Below are 16,191 nucleotides of genomic sequence, written 5' to 3'. Positions count from 1 at the left end.
ACGGACCCCAGGTCCGTTTCACGCGATGGACGATACGGACCAGGGGTCCGCTTTGCAACCTGAGGAGCCGCATGCCCGAACGCAAGCCACGCGCGGACGCCACTCGCAACCGGGAGGCCGTCCTTGTGGCCGCCGACGCACTCTTCGCCCGTTGCGAGAGCCCTGAGGCGGTCACCATGGCCGACATCGCGGCAGCAGCCGGCGTCGGCAAAGGAACGCTCTTCCGCGGCTTCGGTGACCGCACCGGCCTGATCCACGCGCTGTACGAGATGCGGCTCGCACCGATCAGGCTCGCCGTGGAGGAGGGGAAACCACCCCTGGGCCCCGCCACCCCGCCACTCCAGCGCGTACCCGCCCTCCTCGACGCTCTCCTGTGCTTCAAGATCGACAACCGTCATCTCGCCCTGGCACTGGAGGGAACCGGCGGCGACAGCCCTTATGCGGCAGAACACTACGAGCGGTGGCACAGCACACTCCAGGCCGCGCTGGAGCAGATTCCCGGACTCACCGACAGCAATTTCACTGCGCATGCGCTGCTCGCCGCCACCCGCGCCGACCTCGTCGAACACCTCGTCAGCCAGCAGCGGATGACTCGCGAGCAGATGCGGGCTCGCCTGACGGCCTTCACCGCCAGATTCCTGGGATCCCGTACACCACTGGATTGAACACCCCGGACCGACCTCGAATGCCACCAGCGAAGACGCCCACGCTCTTCTCCAGCGGGCTCCGGCTCCCCGGAACGGGTTCCCACGCTTCCGGCAACTCACCGTTGCTTGCAAGAGCTTCAACCATCTGGTTCCCACAAGCGCGTCCCGCAGACCGGGGAGTCCCAGCTCGCCGGTGCTCCACTACAGCCCCACGCGTGCGAGGCTCGGCTTCCTGCCGGCCGCCTTCGCTGTGATGATCGGCGCTCAGGCGGCCGGACGCCTCACCCCGCGCTGGGTACCCGGCGCACCGCCGCCGTGGGAACGGCCGTCTCGGCTGCCGGCTTCCTCTGACTGTCGGGCATCGGATCCCACAGCGCGTTCCTGACGGACATCGCGCTGCCCTCATCCCTCATACTCTTCGCCCATACTGTTCGGCCTCGGAGCCGGCATGGCGTTCACACCCATCACCGTGGCGGCCACCGGCGGTCTCGCCCCCTCGATGACCGGGCCCGCCTCGGGCCTGCCGAACACGACCCGACGACCCGACGGGTGGCCACTGCAGTCGGCATCGCCGTGCTCACCACCCTCGCCGAGTCCCGCGGTGGTGCCCCCGGCTACGCTCTGGCCTTCGCGGTGTCCGCGGCTCTGGCCCTCCTCGCCTCCCTCGCCGCCGCGGTGTGGATGCCGCCCCACGCCGAACCTCCGTACCCCTCGGCTGTATGACGGGGCCCTGGGCCGCCCTGCCGGTGGGTTACGTGACAGGCCAGTTGGTGAGTCGTTCCGTCCCATGTGGGGAGGGGCGATCCCACCGAGACGACGAAGGTCTGGGCCGGTCCAGAGAAGGACTGACCACCAAGATCCACCTGGCCGGCGAAGGACCGTGATGACGGAAGGCGAAGGACTGGCCGTCCTCCAGAGCGACGGGGCGTTCGAGCGTGACCGTCACTGCGGCCATATGAAGCGGCTGCTGCGCGTCCATTCCGTGAGGCAAAGTCACGACGCCCCTCACGGCTCCAGCGTGAATGGAGAATGCATGGAGAAGTCGAGGCCCTCACCTGGTGAGCACCTCCGCACCGCCCTGACCTTCCGGCAGCGGTGCGATGTCCGCAACGAATGCGACGGGCGCGCCGACCGAGCCCGGTGCTGCGAGCACCTGCCCCCGCTCAACCGTTCCCGTCGCTGCATGAGGCAGCACCAGTCCCACGTTCATGCCCGCATTCGCCCCCTCGACGGGCAGTTGGCACGCGTCGATGCCGGTGACGCGGATGATCGCGCCGCCGCCGAAACCGACGCTCTCCACCTCGTCGGCCGTGCAGACCCGCCCGCGCTCGATCCGGCCGGCCACCCCCTACACATTCCTGAGAGGCAGCAGGCCGGCGGAGGGCCCGCGCATGCCCTGGGAGCACTGGACAGCAAGGTTGCTAACGCCCCTTTCCCGCCGTGATCACATGGGCCTAGGGTGCACACCATGAACGTCTCGAACAACATTTCGCCCGATGCGCAGCTCCACGGGACCGTCATCCAGGCCGGCCAGTTAGGCGGCACCCGCGTCCCTTCGATCGACACCACCAGGATGGCCGCGAAGCTCGCGCAGAAATTGGATCAGGAGGGACCTCTGCTGGCTCTGACGACTGCGGGGCAGGCCGAGGCGACCATCAGGCTCCTCGCATTGGTGGCCGAAGATCACCCCCCGCTCGCAGACGTGGCGGACAGGTTGGCCGAAGACCTGCAAGCCCGCCTCGACGCACACAAGTAGCCCAGCAGGCAGAGTGAGGCCCCACCAACTAGGGCTTGTCCGGCGGGTTACGGGCGGAGCCAGATGACCAGGGCTGCGACGGTGCCGGGGAAGACGTAGCCGCGTTTGTCGTAGCGGCTGGCGACGGCCCGGACCGCCTTGAGCTTATTGATGGCCCGTTCCACGGTGTTGCGCTTTTTGAACCGCTCGCGATCAAAGTCCGGAGGTCTGCCGCCTCGTGACCCCCTGTGCAGTCGAGCGTTCATGTGGTCCAACTTCTTCGGGATCACGTGCCGGAGACCGCGACGTCGCAGGTAGGCGCGGACGGTGCGGTTGGTGTATGCCTTATCTGCGCTGCCGCTGTCTGGGCGCCGACGCGGACGGACCAGTCCGGTCCAGGCCGGTCCGTGGAACGCGGATCTTGTTCATGACTGGCTCGAACTGTGTGCAGTCAGCTCACGGTCCCGGGATGATGGCCAAGGACAAGGGCAGACAAGTTCCGTCCGCGCTCAGATGCAGCTTGGTGGTGAATCCGCCGCGCGAGTGACCGAGTCCCTCGCCCGCCGCGACGCACCGCCCGGCGGCCCCTCAGGCTCAACCACCGCCTTTCACCCTGACGTTCGGAATGAGTGCCCCGTTTGTGGCGCCGGGTGCCTGGGGTGGTGTCCTGGGGGCGCCGGCTGTGTCTTGGTGAGCGCGCATCACCGTGGAATCCACGTCGGTCCCGGAACCCGAACCCGCTGCGCCGTCGGAGTACGTCAAGGAGCCCGCACCTGGCCAGGGCCCGCGTCCAGTGAGGGGCGCGGGCGGCTGCCCGTCATGCGCAACGACACCTGGTCTACCGGTTCGGTCCGGGTGGTCGTGGGGTCTGCCTGGGCCGTGTCGTTGGGGTCCTCTGATCGTGGGGCAGGGTGTGTCGATGACTGACGCGCAGTGGGTACGGATCGAGCAACTGCAACACGCTTCAGGCCCGCCTCGTCCAGCGCTGGGATGCTTCCCCGGTGCATGTCTGCGTCACCAGGCCGCTGCTCATACCGAGGTCGAGGCACCCGCCACCGTAATCGCTCCGGAGGCTGCCGCCTGAACCCGTATGCCACAGCCGGCCGGTGCTCTGGGCGCAGTCGCCCACGAAGACCGCTTGGCCGAGCCCGTTGGAGTACAGGCACTGGCCGGTCTGCCGATTGACGAGCTTGAAGCTACCGTCTGACCTGCTCTGCGCGGTCCAGCGGGTGGTCGAGTCCGAGCAGTCCCGGTAGTCCGCGGCGCCGTAGACCTGGCTGATGCACTTGCCGTTGTCGCCATTGCTGTAGCGCTGGGTGCCGGAGGTGGGAGGGGTGGACGCGCCGCCGCCGGAAGTGCCGGAACCGCCCGCGTCGCCCGCACCCCCCGAGCTGCCGGAACCGCTGCTTCCGCCCGTGCCGTCCTGCGCGCCGGTCCCCGCGCCCCCGGCGGCCGCGGCCTGGGACCCGCCTTTTTCTCCGGGCCCCTTGTCGTCATCCTCCGCGGCCTTGCCCTTGCCCTTCCCCTTGGCCGGTGGCTTTGCCGGTGATGCCGTACCCGACGGGCTCCCGCCGGCCGTCGGCGCCGGCGGGCCGCCCGGCGCCGGAACGGAGGGGGACGGGGTGGACTGCCCTTCAGCTTGGGGTGAGGACGTGTACGGCAGGTTCTGGAGGGCGAGCGTCGTACCGCCGGCGACCATCACGACGGGGAGGACAGTGAAGAGGATGCGGTTACGGCGGCGGCGTTCCGGCCGCTCGGGTCGTTTCGGACGGGACGCGGTCCCGGGCTCCGACTCCGACTCCGACTCCGACTCCGACTCGAGATTCTTCTCCGGGTCCGGCTCTCCTTCGGTGAGCGGGGCCGTCGGTGGGTCGATCTTCTGCACGTCCGCGGCGAAGGCGGCCCGCTCGGACAGGCACTCGGTGATGGCCGCCGGCCACAGCGGGGCGGTGAACGGCCCGTGCTGCGAGGCGCGTTCGAGAAGTTCGGTGGCGGTGGGTCGGTCCTCGGGGGCCTTGTCGAGGCAGGCCGCGACGACTTCGGCGAGTTCCGGTTCCAGCTCCCGCAACGGCTCCAGGTCGGGCTGTTCGTGGACGATGCGGTACAGCACGCCGTGCCCCGACTCGTCGCCGAAGGGTGGCCGGCCGCACGCCGCGTACGCGAGTACCGAGCCCAGCGCGAATACGTCGGTGGCGCCGCTCAACCGCCCTGAGGTCGAGGCCTGCTCGGGCGCCATGTAGGCGGGCGTGCCCACGACCATGCCGGTTCTGGTCAGCTGGCTCTGTTCGGCGGCTCGGGCGACGCCGAAGTCGATGAGGGTGAGACCGTCGAGGGTCAGCATGATGTTGGACGGCTTGAGGTCCCGGTGCACCATATCCAGTGCGTGCACCGATGCCAGGCCCGCAGCCGCCTCGCGCAGCAACAGCCACAGTGCGTGCGCGGGCAGGGGACGGCCGTGCAGCTCGATGGCTTCCCGCAAGGTCAGCCCAGGCACGTACGCGGTGGCGAACCACGGGGGCCGAGCGGTGCGGTCACTGGCGAGCAGCGGTGCGGTGGCCTGCGCAGGCAGCCGGGAAAGGTTGTCCAGCTCATGCCCGAAACGGCGTACAAAGTCCCCGTCCTCGCCGACGACGGAGGGCAACAGTTGCTTGACGGCGACATACCGGCCCTCTCGGACTCCGAGGTACACCCTCCCCATGCCGCCGGCTCCGAGCCGGCCCGCCAGCGGAATCGACCCGATCCGGCGCGGATCCTCCGGCTCCAGCGGCTCGGCCCCGCTCCCACTCAGCTCCCACACGTCAGCCCCGTTAGAATTGGAATCAGTTTCTAGAAATCTACTCTAGAACCAGAGAAGGAACCGATGAGCCCGAAACAGCAACGGGGCGAGGCGACGGCCGACTTGCTCCTCGACGCCGCACTGCGCGTCTACGTCGCCGAGGGCGAGGGCGGCATCACCGTCGGCGCGGTCACGCGGGCCAGCGGGGTCAGTCCGGGAAGCCTCTACCACCACTTCGGCAGCATCGACAACCTTGCCGCCGCCCTGACGCACCGCTGGCTGAGCCGGCTGCTGGGCGATCTGGCCACGTCACTGCACAGTGCCCGCACCGCGCGAACCGGCATCCGCGCCCTCGTCCGGACCTACCTGGCGTTCATCCAGGAACACCGGGACGCCGCCCTGCTCCTGCACTCTTCCACGGCCGACCGTTACGGCATGGCCCAGGGCAAGGAACTCCGCGACGCCCAGGAGGCCCGTCTCTCGGACTTCGCCCAGTGGATCCAGCCCCGGGTCGAGGCGGGCGAACTCGCCCCGCTGCCACTGCCGTTGATCGAGTCCTTGGCCCTCGGCCCGGTCGTCGCCGTCGCCCGCCGTTGGCTCTCGGGCATCGAGGACGTCGATCTCGACGAGGCCGCCCGGATCCTGCCGGATCGCATCTGGCGGTCGTTGGCCCCGTGACAGGGCAGGGCATGTGCGGCAGCGCAGCGCAGCGCACGGCCCGCCCCGTGCGACCGACAACCTTCAGGCTGCTCGACTGCTCAGCCTCTGAACGTCTCGTCGACATCGGGCATCGGCTCCCCACCCGGATGCCAAGTGTCGAGAAACGCGGCTTGTCGGCCGGTATCAACAAGCTCGATGCGTGCGCCGATGCTGTCCATGCGGTGATAGACGAACGGCCGGCCATGGGGGCAGCCGGAGAAGTCCACAGGGAGGCCCTCCTTCTCCAAACGCCGGGAGCCCTTACGGACATCGCTGGACCAGAAGCCGATGTGGTCGAACCTGGCTCCTCCCGCCGCATCCCATGGGCTGCCCGCGGCACCTTCGATGAGTTCGATGAAAGGGGGTCCGCCGGTGGTGAACACGATGCGGTAGTCCCACTCGCCAAGTCTGTCGGCCACCGGGGCACTCCACTCGACCCCGGCTGAACGCTGAAAGTCCTGCATCGCCCGTTCGAGATCCGGGACCGCAAAGCACACGTGGTAGAAGGCAGTCATGCACCCATGATCAGCCAGATCGCCGTGGAGCCGCAGAGAATAAACGACCATCTCTCTCCAGGGGTGACTCGCCGAGACGCGCCGCGCCTTGAGGTGACACCCAAATACCCGACTTCACCATTCGCGACCGCGGCAGGCAGATGCGGAGATGGCGATCCCAAGCCGGGGCCGGTAGGTGTGCATCGCCTGGTTGGCGGGGACGAGGCTGTCCCACAGGACGAAGGCGCCCCTGGTGAGTAGGGCGTGGCGTCGCGTCGCGTGCACGTCCGCATGCCGTATGCCGTTGACTGCTCACTGAGCATCGCGGCGAGATCTTCGCGTGTCATGCCCTGAGCTTGCCCGTGGGGCACGCTTCGGGAGCCGGGCGGGTCCAGAGCGTGAGGTCGCTGCTGGTGGCGACGGCGAGGGTGCGTCCTGACGGTGAGAAGCCGACGGCCCGCAGTTCGGAGTAGTTGGAGTCGAAGATGTGCCACCAGCGTTCACCGTGTGGTCCGCTGTGGGGCATTCCTCCGTCCGTGGAGAGCAGAACACGGTGGTGGGGCCACTCGGGGCTGACGACCTCCAGGCTCCAGCCGTCGACGGTGGTGGTGTGGAGGCCGCCTCCGAAGAGTCCGGCGATGCGCACTCGGGTCCCAGTGACGGGTCCGAGTCCGGGGCAGGTGAGATCGGGCACGGAGTCTGGGGTGCTGTCGTCGGGATCAGGGTCGCGGTCGCGGGCTATCTTCGCCCCGGTGTCGGTGTCGAAGAGGCCGTGCCCGTTGGCGGAGACCACCATGACGAGGTCGCGACCCGTTTCGGGAGCGATGGCGAAGCCGATGCCGAGCAGGCCGCCAATGGGGGTTCGTCGGTCCAGGACTGTGCGCCAAGGGGCCGGCGGTGGAGCCTCGGGGACGGACAGAAATTTTTCACGCAGTCGCTGCTGGTACTCCGAAATCATGGTGTTCTCTCGTCGAAATGGCCGGTGCTGACAAGTACGGTGCCTCACCCGTGACAGCCAACGTGCTTCAGGGGGCTCGAAAGGCCGGCTCACCCAGTCTCAAGGTGGCACCTATCGTGCTGTGGCTCACCTGGCGCCCTACGGCCAGGACCGCGCGTGCGGTAGGCCTGCCGACAGGCATGTTCGTGCCTGCCATCGTGCCGACCACCGATCCGACCACCGATCCGGCCATCGATCCGGCCATCGATGTCATGGCCGGGATCACGCGGCGTGAAATGCCTTACGCAGGGCAGGGGTTGGCCAAGAGGGCCAAGAGCGGACCACCCGTGGGCCAAGAGCGGACGACCCGTGGGCCAGGAATCGGCATGGATGCCCGTCGTTCACCACCAGCCTTTCCCCGCGTAGACCAGGGTGCTGGTGGCATGGCGTCAAGTGCCCGGACCCCGCCGGGCCCGAGCACGGAGCCCCCCCCGGCTACTCCGACACCACCGCAGCCGACTACGACGAAGGGGCTTGAGCTTGAAGGGGTCATCGGCATGGCGTTCGGTGAGAGTGGCGAGCCGGACTTTCGCCCCCAGGATGGGCCGCGAGGGGGAAAGCCGATGCATCCGGACGAACGGTTCGATCTCTACACGCCGCCCACGCTGCTTTGGCGGGTGCTCTGCGTTCCACGAAACAGCGAACTGCGGCGTGGCTCATGGTCGTTCTTCCGGGGCGGGGACACGGCCCGGGGGCTCCGTATCGGCTGTGGGAAGGAAATTGCCGATGAGGAATTTGTAGAATCCGGCGCCAAGCACACCACCGATCAGCGGCCCGGCGATGGGCACCCAGAAGTACAGGTTGCCCCATTGATCTCGCCAGGCGCCTCCGTAACCGGTGATGAAGCTGGCAAGTCGGGGGCCGAAGTCGCGTGCCGGATTGATCGCGTAGCCGGCGTCGGTGCCGAAGGCCATGCCGATTGCGACCACGACCAGGCCGATGATCAAAGCCGCCAGGTTGGCGCCGGGGGGCGTGTTCAGCAGATCCGTGATCGCGAAGATGAGGAGCAGCAGCAAAGCGGTGCCGATCACCTGGTCACGGAATGCACCCCATTCATGAATTCCTGCTGTGGTAGATCCGTTCCCCGGCAGTGTGGAAAAGACGAACTGTGTCTTGATGGTGTGCGTAGGGTCCGCCCTGGCCAGTACTTCGGTGTAGTTCCAGCGCACCAGCAGTGCAGCAACGAAGGCGCCGGCCGTCTGCGCGATGGCGTAGGGCACGACCTTGGGCCACGGAAAGTTCTTGAAGACTGCCAGGGATAGCGTTACGGCCGGGTTGAGGTGGGCGCCGCTGAGGCGGGCCGCGACGTAGACACCGAGGGTGACACCCAGGCCCCAGGCCCAGGCGATGCTGTCGTGGTTTCCCAAGCCGCCCTTCGGATCGGTGAGGGCACCTCCGGCTACCACCTGAGCCACTACCCCGCACCCGAAGAGGATGAGCACCATCGTGCCTACGAACTCTGCGGAGAGTTCGTAGATCAGCTGTGGTTTGCGAACCGGTTCGCTCATGGATTTCGGCGTCTCCTCGACGATTTACGGCTATGTCTGGCGGCGTCAGGTTCAAACATGGCCATCATCGGACTGCAGACGTGCACGAGGTACAGAATTGTCTCCGACAAGGCATATTTACTCCGACCGTGTGACACTGTTGCTCCGTCTGAGATGCCGTGTGGCATAAGAAAATTCCGCCTGCGCGGGTAGGATCCCGGACGAGCCTCGGTATTGCGCCGAATTACGGTGGATAGGGATACGGAAGCCGCGATGCGCGGACTGCGCATCATCAACGGCCCCGCCTGGCTTACTCTTCAGGGCTGTTGGACCGGAGGCGAAGAGGTATGTTCCTGCCTCTCAGTTCCGCTTTCCTCTTTCCTCGATATCTGTCGCGGAGACCCGGCGGCAGTGCGACGCATGTCCATCACCGCGCTTTGTCGTGAAAGGGAGCTTTCCGCATGTCTCTGCTGCTGACGTTGCTGGGCGGATTGAGCGGAGTGGCACTGCGGTACGGAGCAGAGCGGAGTCTTCGCTCGCACAGCCGAAACTTTACGCACTGGGGTCCGTTCGCCATCAATTTCGCCGGGTGCTTCCTGCTCGGGGCGCTGATGGGATGGGCGCATCTGCACCAGATGACCAGCGGCATGATTCTGCTGGGTGGGATCGTCACCACGTTCAGCCTTTGTGGCTACGAAACCGGCCGGTTGCTTACCCGCGGCCGACCCGCTGTTGCACTGCTCAACGCCATGGCCGGCTGGTGCATCGGACTGACCGCCGCAGCCATGGGCGCCTTCCTGAGCGTCAGCTGACACTGCATCCGGCCCGGGAGGGACTGTCCGTAAGCGGTTTGCTCAAGCGGCTGGCGCATCACGGTTTCGTGTTCTCGGGTGACGCATGTCAGTCCCGAAGGCAGCCCAAAGGGTCTCGGGGCTCACGACACTAGCAATATGGCAAACATGCAGGCCGGAGGGATCTGTATCTGATGTAAGCCTTGGGGCGTACTGACTAGGTGCCGACCTGGAGCCATCCCTCAGCTCCTCTCGTCATCTGTCGCGTACTGGACTCGTACTGGACTCGTGCTGGCCACGGGCTTCGTCAGGGGTACCAGCGAGGTTCCAGCCGGCTGATTTCGGGCTTCCTGCTCTTCTCGGTATCGGTAAGTGTGCGATGCCAGTATCGTCGTGCCCCACAATCTGACATGGGCCGGCGGCGAATCCAACATGCGTCGAGGCGCGAGGCCGGTCAGCGACTAAACGATGGCGAGAAGCCCGAACGTCGAATTTCATCGAGAGTGCCAGGAATACACGGCACAGCCAGCACTACAGAAGATCGCGGTTGGTCATGGGTATCTATCGAGATGGGCATCTCGGGCGCGGGAAATACGGCAGGCACGTCGAGGAAGAGTTCGTCGTCCCCAGGCTGGGCCAACGGAGCAAGGAGAGGCGGCAGGAGGGCGGCGATGGCGTCCCAGTCGATGGTGAAGTTCTCACCCGCCTGGCGCTTGTCGTTCGAGTCCGTTCCGGCATCGTAGAGTTCCCGAAGTTCGGCAAATGTTTGGATGACTCCGTCAGTACAGCGGGTGCGGATGAGCGGGTTGAGGTCGAGGCCGTGTGCGAGTACCCCACGCTGAGCCACCCAGAGGCATGCTTGCTCACCCATACCAGTAGTTAGGTGCGTGCCGCTGTACTGGTCTTCCAGAGCGGCGCGGATCTCCACGCGTCGCGTTGAGCTCACGTCGGCCGGAGAGGCACTGTTGCCGCGGGTGCGTGCAGTGGTTGACGCTGTTGAGGAGTTGAACGGTGCTACTGATGCGGCGGCTCACGCGCATACGGACCGTGTAGTGCTTGGTTCGTACATCTCCGCTCTGCCCGCCCTGCGGATGTTCCTCGATCGGCTGTGTGAACGGCATCCTGGCCCCGAGGTTGAGCTGCGGGGCGTGGACTACGTCGAGCAGGTGAGCGCTCTCCTGGAGGGACAGGTCGATGCGGTCGTATGTCACGGGCCGATGCCCGAGGGCATCCACACGCTCTGCCTGGGCACCGAAGCACGCTTCGTCTGCGTGCATGACACCCATCCGCTGGCAGACCGCGAGCGTCTGACCCTCGCGGAGCTGGCCGATCTACCCGTCATTGGCTTCTCGCCTCATGTACAGCCGGAATGGCGCGATTTCTGGTCTGCTGACCCGCGCCCCGGTGGAACTCCCGTGCAGTACACCCACCACGCCTCAACCACCGCGGAATCCTGCATCGCCCACGCCGGCCTGGGACACGGCATCCGCTTCGTCTCCCAAAGCTGCCGTGCACTCATGCCCCGGCCCGGCCTCCGCTACATTGCCGTCACCGACCTCCCCCCCCATGCACGTCGGTGCTCGCCTGGTTGGGCTCCCGCCCCCTGACTCCGGCTCTCAGCTCACTCCAGCGCCTGCTGCGCAACCATTCCCGCATCACAGACACGCAGACCCTTCAGAACACCAACGGGAGCTGGTGGAACATGGCCTGAGAAGCCGATGTCGTAGGAGCCGATCGTCTTCGGGCAGCCTTCGTCGACCTTGTAGGTTTCAAGGCTGTAGCGCACGTATTGGCCGCCCCTGAGTAATCCCGGCGAGTCTGAACGGCGCCACTCATGGTGGAGCCCGGTGAAGGGTGAGTTGGGCCTGGAGTCTGTTGGGAAAGTGCTGGTCACAGCCACTCGTTGAGCTTTGCGACCAGCACGGTCGCCTCGTAGTGCTCTGACCGCATAGGTTCGCCGGGTTGATCTTCAAGGTGGGGCTATTGGGGCGTTTGGATGCGAGCATCCGATGCGGGGCTCAGGAGGTAGTTGTGTACGAACCGGTGCGAGTGCGCTGGTAACGCGAGGGTGTGGTGCCCACGTGGCGTGTGAAGTGTCGGTTCAGGTGGGCTTGGTCGTGCAATCCAACGGTTGTGGCGACCTCGGCGGGCCGGTGGCCGTCGAGGAGGAGGCGACGTGCGTGTTCGATCCGCTTGCCGGTGAGGTAGGCGTGTGGCGGAAGGCCGTACGCCTGCTTGAAGCAGCGGATCAGGTGGGTGGGGTGGGCATGCAGGGTGGCCGCGGCCTCGTGCAGGGAAAGGCCAGAGTGGGTCCGTGAGTCCAGTAGTTCCCGCAGCTCAGCGGCGAGCCGGTTTGCCTCACGCCCCGGTGCGCGGGGTTGGAGCGCGGCGAGGTGGACGTGGAGCCGTTCTCGGATGAACGAGAGGCGGGACTCGGCTTCGAAGCCGTCTCCGGGATGGACGAGAGCGGTGTGCAGCTGGTCGATCCGGCAGCGCAACAGTTCATCGTTGAGGACTGGAGTGTCCACTGCCCGGCCGGCCAAATGCTGAGGGAGTACGGAGTCGTCGAGGTAGAGGTTGCGCTTGCGGAACCCGGACTCGGTGACGGTCCGCCCGTCATGGGGGACGCCGGGAGGCAGCAGGAGGACGCTGGCTCTGCCGGTCGCCCCGTGGCGGTGACGGTCGAGTGCGAAGTCCACGGAGCCGTCGTCGAGGATCATCAGGTCCCACGTGTCGTGGGTGTGGGCCGGGTACGCGTGGTCGGTGAAGTGGGCGTGGAAGACCTCGGCGATCCCGGGGACCGGCGGCCGCCAGGCGCTGATGAACGTGCGGGGGCGGTCAGAGGCCATGCCAGGAACGTACAAGACTCGCAGGGCTGGGGCGCGGCAGGCTCGTAGCACCAGCCGGAGGGCCTGAGAGGTCGCTCCCCATGCCCGGTCCTAAGGAAGGACGCCGCATGTCCAAGTCAGCTGTTCCCGTCAACCTCGCCGACAAGCTCGCGCAGTTCAGCGAGCTGTGGTCGCAGAAGAAGGTGGCGCTGCTCAACGACTACGAGGTCAAACTGGCCAAACTGAAGGGGGAGTTCGTCTGGCACACCCACGAGGACACCGATGAATTGATCCTGGTCATCAGTGGGCGGCTCACCATCCGGCTCAGAGGTGGCGATGTGGTGCTGGAACCTGGCGAGCTGTTCGTAGTTCCCCGTGGACTCGAGCACTGCACCGTGGCAGACGAGGAGACCGCGATCCTGTTGCTCGAACCAGCGGGAACGATGAACACCGGTGATGCAGGAGGGCCGATGACCAAGGCGGCCGAGATCCTCAGCTGAGGCGCGGCGTCAGGCCGCGGCCTTGAGTGGTCGTCTGCCCCAGCGGATGCCCTTCTTGCTGCGGACGCGGGCGCGTTCGCGGTGTTGGGCGGCCAGGACGTCGGGGTGAAGCACAACTCGACCTTGTTGCGCGACGCCCAGCGCAGGATGCGCGCGTTCTTGTGGGCGGACAGGTTGTCCAGGAACACGTAGATCGGGGCGCCGTCGGGACGCGCTGACCGGATGGTCTTGAGTGCGGCCCAGGTCGGATTGATTCCCTTGCGGCGCCGATTGATGCCCCAGAGCGTGTCGTCGCCGACCGAGTAGCAGCCGTGGAAGTACGTGACCCCGTGGGTGCGGTGGTAGGTCGCCGGCGACCGGTCGGGCCTGCCCGCCTTCGTCCAGCAGGCCCCGGCGGTGGGGCGGATGCCGAGCGGCCCGAACTCGTCGAAGGCGAAGGTGCGATCGGCCGCTCGTTGATCGCGTACTCGATCCGGTCCAGCTTGGCGTCGAAGTCCGGGTCGCTGGATTCCTTCCAGGTCTTGGTCCGTTGGGACGTCACGCCGCGACGGTGGAGCAGGCAGCGCAGGGCCTCGCGGCCGATGCGTATCGGACGGGCGACGTTGCGCCGCAGATGTTCGGCGAGCTTGCGGATCGACCAGCGGGTGAATGGCTTGCCGAACTTGGTGGGTCGGGTGGTGGCCGTCTGGATGACGAACTGCTCGTCGTCATCGCTGAGCAGGCGGGGACGGCCGCCCGCCCACCGAGGGCCCAGGCAGGCCAGCCCGATCTCGTTGAAGCGGTGGATCACGTCACGGACGGTGTCCTCGTCCGCCTGCACCAGATTCGCGATCACCGGCACGGTGTTCCCGCCCGCCGAGGCCAGCAGCATCATCGCCCTGCGGGGCAGCACCGTACTGGTGCTGCCCCGCCGCGCAATCCGCTGCAGCTTCTCCTACCAAGCCGCGCCCACCTCGCCGCCCGCCATCCTCGTCTGCACCCACGCTGATCAAAGAAGCCGATCAGAGAAGCCGATCAAAGAAGCAGAACCTAACCGATGTCGGGCTCGGACCGTACCTCGATGGGGTCTCCCGTCCGCTCCATCTCCAGGACGACGAGCTCGTTCCGCCCCCGCCGCCACAGATGGCTCGGCGCGTACAGGGTGACCTGCGGCCCGAGGGACCAGTACCGGCCGAGCGCGAACCCGTTGAGCCACACCATGCCCTTGTCCCAGCCAGGAAAGGCGAGGAACCCGTCCGCGGGGGTGTCGACATGGACCCGCGCCCGGTGGAACGCGGGGCCGGTCGGCGTGTCTCCGCTGCCGAACTGCAGAGCCGAGAGGTTGTCGAGAGGCAGCCGGCGGATCTCCCAGTCGCTCAGTTCCTCGTCGTCGAGGAGGACCTTGCCGCTGATTCCCTTGGGGTCATTGAGCCCCTGGCCGAAGTTGACCCGCCCGGTGGGATCGACCAGGAGGTCGAGGGTGCTGGACGCGCCGGCCACGGTGAAGTCGACGGTGTGGTCCGGTTGGTTACGGTCGAAGGTGCCGATGCGCTTGCCGTCGCCGAACACCAACGCCCGGTCGCCCAGGCCCGTGACCCTCAACGCCTTGGTCCCCTGCGGTCCGCGCACCCGGGTGCGGTAGTGGATCAGTCCGTGCGGCTGCCCGAGCGCCTCCATGTGGACGGGAGCGGTCCGCCGCACCGGTGTGCTCAGCACGTCGAGCGCCTCCATCAACGGCATCGACTCAAGGACGGCGACCCTCTGGGCCGGCATACGGCGCGGCGTGGCCGGCAGGGGCGTACTCGGCAAGGTGGTGTACTTGGCCAGCACCTCACGCACCTTGTGGAATTTCTCGGTGAGTTCGCCGGATTCGCTGATCGGGGAGTCGTAGTCGTAGCTGGTGACGGTGGGCTGGTAGGCGTTGCCGCTCAGGTTGGCACCCGCGGACCAGCCGAAGTTCGTTCCGCCCACCGCCATATAGAAGTTGATGGACGCTCCCGCTTCGAGGATCTTCTCCACGTCGGCGGCGGTCTGCGCAGGGTCGGTGGTGTGGTGCCGTTCTCCCCAGTGGTCGAACCAGCCGTCCCAGAACTCCGTGCAGAACAGGGGCTTGTTCGGCTGGAATTTTCGCAGCTCCGCGAAGGGCCCGGTGGGGTCCCCGTCGAAATTGACGGTCGACAGGAGATCGGGAAGGCTGCCGGCCTTCAGTGCCTCCTGGGTGGCCCCGTTGGAGCAGAACAGCAGGCTGTCTATGCCCTGCGCCCTCATGGTGTCCCGCAGATGTTCCAGGTACGCGTGGTCGTCGCCGTAGCTGCCGTACTCGTTCTCGACCTGCATGGCGATGACGGGCCCGCCGCGCGTGGCCTGCAGATCGACGAAGCGGGGCAGCAGTTCGGCGAACCAGGCGTCAACCGCCCGCTCGTACGCGGGGTCGGAGCGGCGCAGCGGCGCGTCCTTGTCCTTGAGGAGCCAGGCCGGTAGGCCGCCGAAGTCCCATTCCGCGCAGATGTACGGTCCCGGCCTCACGATCACCTTGAGCCCGACCTCGTCCGCGGTCCGTACGAAGGCGGCGACATCGCGCCACCCGGTGAAATTGGCCTTCTCCTCGTACGGTTGGTGGAAGTTCCAGGCGACGTAGGTCTCCACCGTGTTCAGGCCCATGGCCCGCATCCGCAGCAACCGGTCGCGCCAGTCCTTGGGATGCGTCCGGAAGTAGTGGAACGCACCCGAGAGGATCCGGAACGGCTCGCCGTCCAGCAGGAATTCGTTCCCGCGGATGGTCAGTCCCCGCGGGCTGTCGGCCTGGGCGAGGGTCGTACGACCGCTGCCCAGGGCGATACCCGCGGACGCGGCCCCCACCATGGCCGCGCTCAGAAATCTACGTCGGCTGAACTGCGTCATTTCTGCTCTCCTCGACTCGACCGGCCGTCACCCAAGGTTCGAAGATGTTCAGTGGTGCGCGTTTCTGTGCATAGAGAGTGTTGTGGAGAACAGAATCGAGCACAAGGGTTCGTGAGTGAGCGCGGTGAACCGGGCGGGTGGGGACATGGTCGTGCGGGGCGCCGGGCAGTGCGACAGCAGTCAGGCCTCCGCGGAGGAAGAGGAGAACCGAGCAGTGGGAGCTGCGACTTCAGCGGAAGCGGGATGCGGATGCGGACGGTGGCCGCGCCGGCAAGGTGATCCGCTGAACAGCCCCACTGTCCGCTTCATGGACACAGTGATCCACAGACCATCGGTCTGGCGTTCATCGGCTGCCTG

The 16,191-nt window shown here is 66.7% G+C and carries 17 protein-coding genes and 1 pseudogene; 7 read left to right on the top strand and 11 right to left on the bottom strand.

Annotated elements, in window-relative coordinates; all coding sequences use genetic code 11:
• The first annotated feature begins 71 nt into the window (after positions 1-71).
• Together ACZ4S3_RS29835 and ACZ4S3_RS29830 are read left to right on the top strand one after the other, a co-directional pair.
• Positions 72-665 carry a TetR/AcrR family transcriptional regulator gene (locus ACZ4S3_RS29835; RefSeq protein WP_467939571.1) on the top strand — a complete coding sequence of 198 codons (594 nt, stop codon included), beginning with the start codon at positions 72-74 and terminating at the stop codon, positions 663-665.
• Positions 666-1,196: 531 nt separating this feature from the next.
• The gene (locus ACZ4S3_RS29830) at positions 1,197-1,370 is read left to right on the top strand and encodes a hypothetical protein (RefSeq protein ID WP_467939569.1); all 174 of its coding nucleotides are present in this window, start codon (positions 1,197-1,199) and stop codon (positions 1,368-1,370) included.
• Positions 1,371-1,698: 328 nt separating this feature from the next.
• Here the strand turns inward: ACZ4S3_RS29830 and ACZ4S3_RS29825 are convergent, their stop codons facing one another.
• A complete protein-coding gene (locus tag ACZ4S3_RS29825; RefSeq protein WP_467939567.1) occupies positions 1,699-1,992 on the bottom strand; it encodes a hypothetical protein in 294 nt (97 codons plus the stop codon).
• A 123-nt stretch (positions 1,993-2,115) separates the two neighbouring features.
• Between ACZ4S3_RS29825 and ACZ4S3_RS29820 the strand changes: the two genes are divergently transcribed.
• On the top strand, positions 2,116-2,403 hold the full coding sequence (locus tag ACZ4S3_RS29820) for a hypothetical protein (protein ID WP_467939565.1): 288 nt from the start codon (positions 2,116-2,118) through the stop codon (positions 2,401-2,403).
• A gap of 47 nt (positions 2,404-2,450) precedes the next feature.
• On the opposite strand, the gene ACZ4S3_RS29815 is transcribed toward ACZ4S3_RS29820, so the two are convergent.
• Positions 2,451-2,648: a hypothetical protein gene (locus ACZ4S3_RS29815; RefSeq protein ID WP_467939563.1), complete on the bottom strand. Its 198-nt coding sequence runs from the start codon at positions 2,646-2,648 to the stop codon at positions 2,451-2,453.
• Positions 2,649-3,346: 698 nt separating this feature from the next.
• The gene (locus ACZ4S3_RS29810; RefSeq protein ID WP_467939561.1) at positions 3,347-5,179 is read right to left on the bottom strand and encodes a serine/threonine-protein kinase; all 1,833 of its coding nucleotides are present in this window, start codon (positions 5,177-5,179) and stop codon (positions 3,347-3,349) included.
• Between the two features lie 63 nt (positions 5,180-5,242).
• On the opposite strand from ACZ4S3_RS29810, the gene ACZ4S3_RS29805 reads away from it, so the two are divergent.
• On the top strand, positions 5,243-5,836 hold the full coding sequence (locus ACZ4S3_RS29805) for a TetR/AcrR family transcriptional regulator (protein WP_467939559.1): 594 nt from the start codon (positions 5,243-5,245) through the stop codon (positions 5,834-5,836).
• A gap of 80 nt (positions 5,837-5,916) precedes the next feature.
• Here ACZ4S3_RS29805 and ACZ4S3_RS29800 read toward each other — a convergent pair whose 3' ends face one another.
• From ACZ4S3_RS29800 to ACZ4S3_RS29790, 3 genes are all read right to left on the bottom strand, one after another.
• Complete coding sequence (locus ACZ4S3_RS29800) at positions 5,917-6,372, bottom strand: VOC family protein (RefSeq protein ID WP_467939557.1); 456 nt, start codon at positions 6,370-6,372, stop codon at positions 5,917-5,919.
• A gap of 322 nt (positions 6,373-6,694) precedes the next feature.
• A complete protein-coding gene (locus tag ACZ4S3_RS29795) occupies positions 6,695-7,309 on the bottom strand; it encodes a hypothetical protein (RefSeq protein WP_467939555.1) in 615 nt (204 codons plus the stop codon).
• 695 nt (positions 7,310-8,004) lie between these two features.
• Complete coding sequence (locus tag ACZ4S3_RS29790; protein ID WP_467939553.1) at positions 8,005-8,856, bottom strand: MIP/aquaporin family protein; 852 nt, start codon at positions 8,854-8,856, stop codon at positions 8,005-8,007.
• 440 nt (positions 8,857-9,296) lie between these two features.
• Between ACZ4S3_RS29790 and ACZ4S3_RS29785 the strand changes: the two genes are divergently transcribed.
• Positions 9,297-9,647: a fluoride efflux transporter FluC gene (locus ACZ4S3_RS29785; RefSeq protein WP_467939551.1), complete on the top strand. Its 351-nt coding sequence runs from the start codon at positions 9,297-9,299 to the stop codon at positions 9,645-9,647.
• 433 nt (positions 9,648-10,080) lie between these two features.
• Here the strand turns inward: ACZ4S3_RS29785 and ACZ4S3_RS29780 are convergent, their stop codons facing one another.
• Positions 10,081-10,497, bottom strand: a complete 417-nt coding sequence (locus tag ACZ4S3_RS29780) for a hypothetical protein (RefSeq protein WP_467939549.1) — start codon at positions 10,495-10,497, stop codon at positions 10,081-10,083.
• Positions 10,498-10,774: 277 nt separating this feature from the next.
• On the opposite strand from ACZ4S3_RS29780, the gene ACZ4S3_RS29775 reads away from it, so the two are divergent.
• Positions 10,775-11,233, top strand: coding sequence for a LysR family substrate-binding domain-containing protein (locus ACZ4S3_RS29775; protein ID WP_467939547.1), 459 nt, complete (start codon positions 10,775-10,777; stop codon positions 11,231-11,233).
• A 14-nt stretch (positions 11,234-11,247) separates the two neighbouring features.
• On the opposite strand, the gene ACZ4S3_RS29770 is transcribed toward ACZ4S3_RS29775, so the two are convergent.
• A complete protein-coding gene (locus ACZ4S3_RS29770; protein WP_467939545.1) occupies positions 11,248-11,412 on the bottom strand; it encodes a hypothetical protein in 165 nt (54 codons plus the stop codon).
• A 232-nt stretch (positions 11,413-11,644) separates the two neighbouring features.
• A complete protein-coding gene (locus ACZ4S3_RS29765; RefSeq protein ID WP_467939543.1) occupies positions 11,645-12,475 on the bottom strand; it encodes a helix-turn-helix transcriptional regulator in 831 nt (276 codons plus the stop codon).
• Between the two features lie 107 nt (positions 12,476-12,582).
• Here ACZ4S3_RS29765 and ACZ4S3_RS29760 point away from each other — a divergent pair, with 107 nt between their 5' ends.
• On the top strand, positions 12,583-12,954 hold the full coding sequence (locus ACZ4S3_RS29760; RefSeq protein ID WP_467939541.1) for a cupin domain-containing protein: 372 nt from the start codon (positions 12,583-12,585) through the stop codon (positions 12,952-12,954).
• A 9-nt stretch (positions 12,955-12,963) separates the two neighbouring features.
• Here ACZ4S3_RS29760 and ACZ4S3_RS29755 read toward each other — a convergent pair.
• Positions 12,964-13,882: pseudogene (locus ACZ4S3_RS29755) on the bottom strand (IS630 family transposase).
• A 101-nt stretch (positions 13,883-13,983) separates the two neighbouring features.
• Complete coding sequence (locus ACZ4S3_RS29750) at positions 13,984-15,834, bottom strand: glycoside hydrolase family 35 protein (RefSeq protein WP_467939539.1); 1,851 nt, start codon at positions 15,832-15,834, stop codon at positions 13,984-13,986.
• Between the last annotated feature and the right edge of the window lie 357 nt (positions 15,835-16,191).

The organism is Streptomyces sp. NPDC028368 (assembly GCF_055565615.1).
The sequence above is the reverse complement of the archived record's forward strand: the minus strand, read 5'-3'. Positions and strand labels throughout refer to the sequence as shown.

What these genes read in the sequence shown, in the direction of transcription:
- ACZ4S3_RS29800 (WP_467939557.1), bottom strand. Translation starts at nt 6,372, where the DNA reads ATGACTGCCTTCTACCACGTGTGCTTTGCGGTCCCGGATCTCGAACGG.
- ACZ4S3_RS29815 (WP_467939563.1), bottom strand. Translation starts at nt 2,648, where the DNA reads ATGAACGCTCGACTGCACAGGGGGTCACGAGGCGGCAGACCTCCGGAC.
- ACZ4S3_RS29765 (WP_467939543.1), bottom strand. Translation starts at nt 12,475, where the DNA reads ATGGCCTCTGACCGCCCCCGCACGTTCATCAGCGCCTGGCGGCCGCCG.
- ACZ4S3_RS29805 (WP_467939559.1), top strand. Translation starts at nt 5,243, where the DNA reads ATGAGCCCGAAACAGCAACGGGGCGAGGCGACGGCCGACTTGCTCCTC.
- ACZ4S3_RS29780 (WP_467939549.1), bottom strand. Translation starts at nt 10,497, where the DNA reads ATGGGTGAGCAAGCATGCCTCTGGGTGGCTCAGCGTGGGGTACTCGCA.
- ACZ4S3_RS29750 (WP_467939539.1), bottom strand. Translation starts at nt 15,834, where the DNA reads ATGACGCAGTTCAGCCGACGTAGATTTCTGAGCGCGGCCATGGTGGGG.
- ACZ4S3_RS29790 (WP_467939553.1), bottom strand. Translation starts at nt 8,856, where the DNA reads ATGAGCGAACCGGTTCGCAAACCACAGCTGATCTACGAACTCTCCGCA.
- ACZ4S3_RS29760 (WP_467939541.1), top strand. Translation starts at nt 12,583, where the DNA reads ATGTCCAAGTCAGCTGTTCCCGTCAACCTCGCCGACAAGCTCGCGCAG.
- ACZ4S3_RS29785 (WP_467939551.1), top strand. Translation starts at nt 9,297, where the DNA reads ATGTCTCTGCTGCTGACGTTGCTGGGCGGATTGAGCGGAGTGGCACTG.
- ACZ4S3_RS29795 (WP_467939555.1), bottom strand. Translation starts at nt 7,309, where the DNA reads ATGATTTCGGAGTACCAGCAGCGACTGCGTGAAAAATTTCTGTCCGTC.
- ACZ4S3_RS29820 (WP_467939565.1), top strand. Translation starts at nt 2,116, where the DNA reads ATGAACGTCTCGAACAACATTTCGCCCGATGCGCAGCTCCACGGGACC.
- ACZ4S3_RS29835 (WP_467939571.1), top strand. Translation starts at nt 72, where the DNA reads ATGCCCGAACGCAAGCCACGCGCGGACGCCACTCGCAACCGGGAGGCC.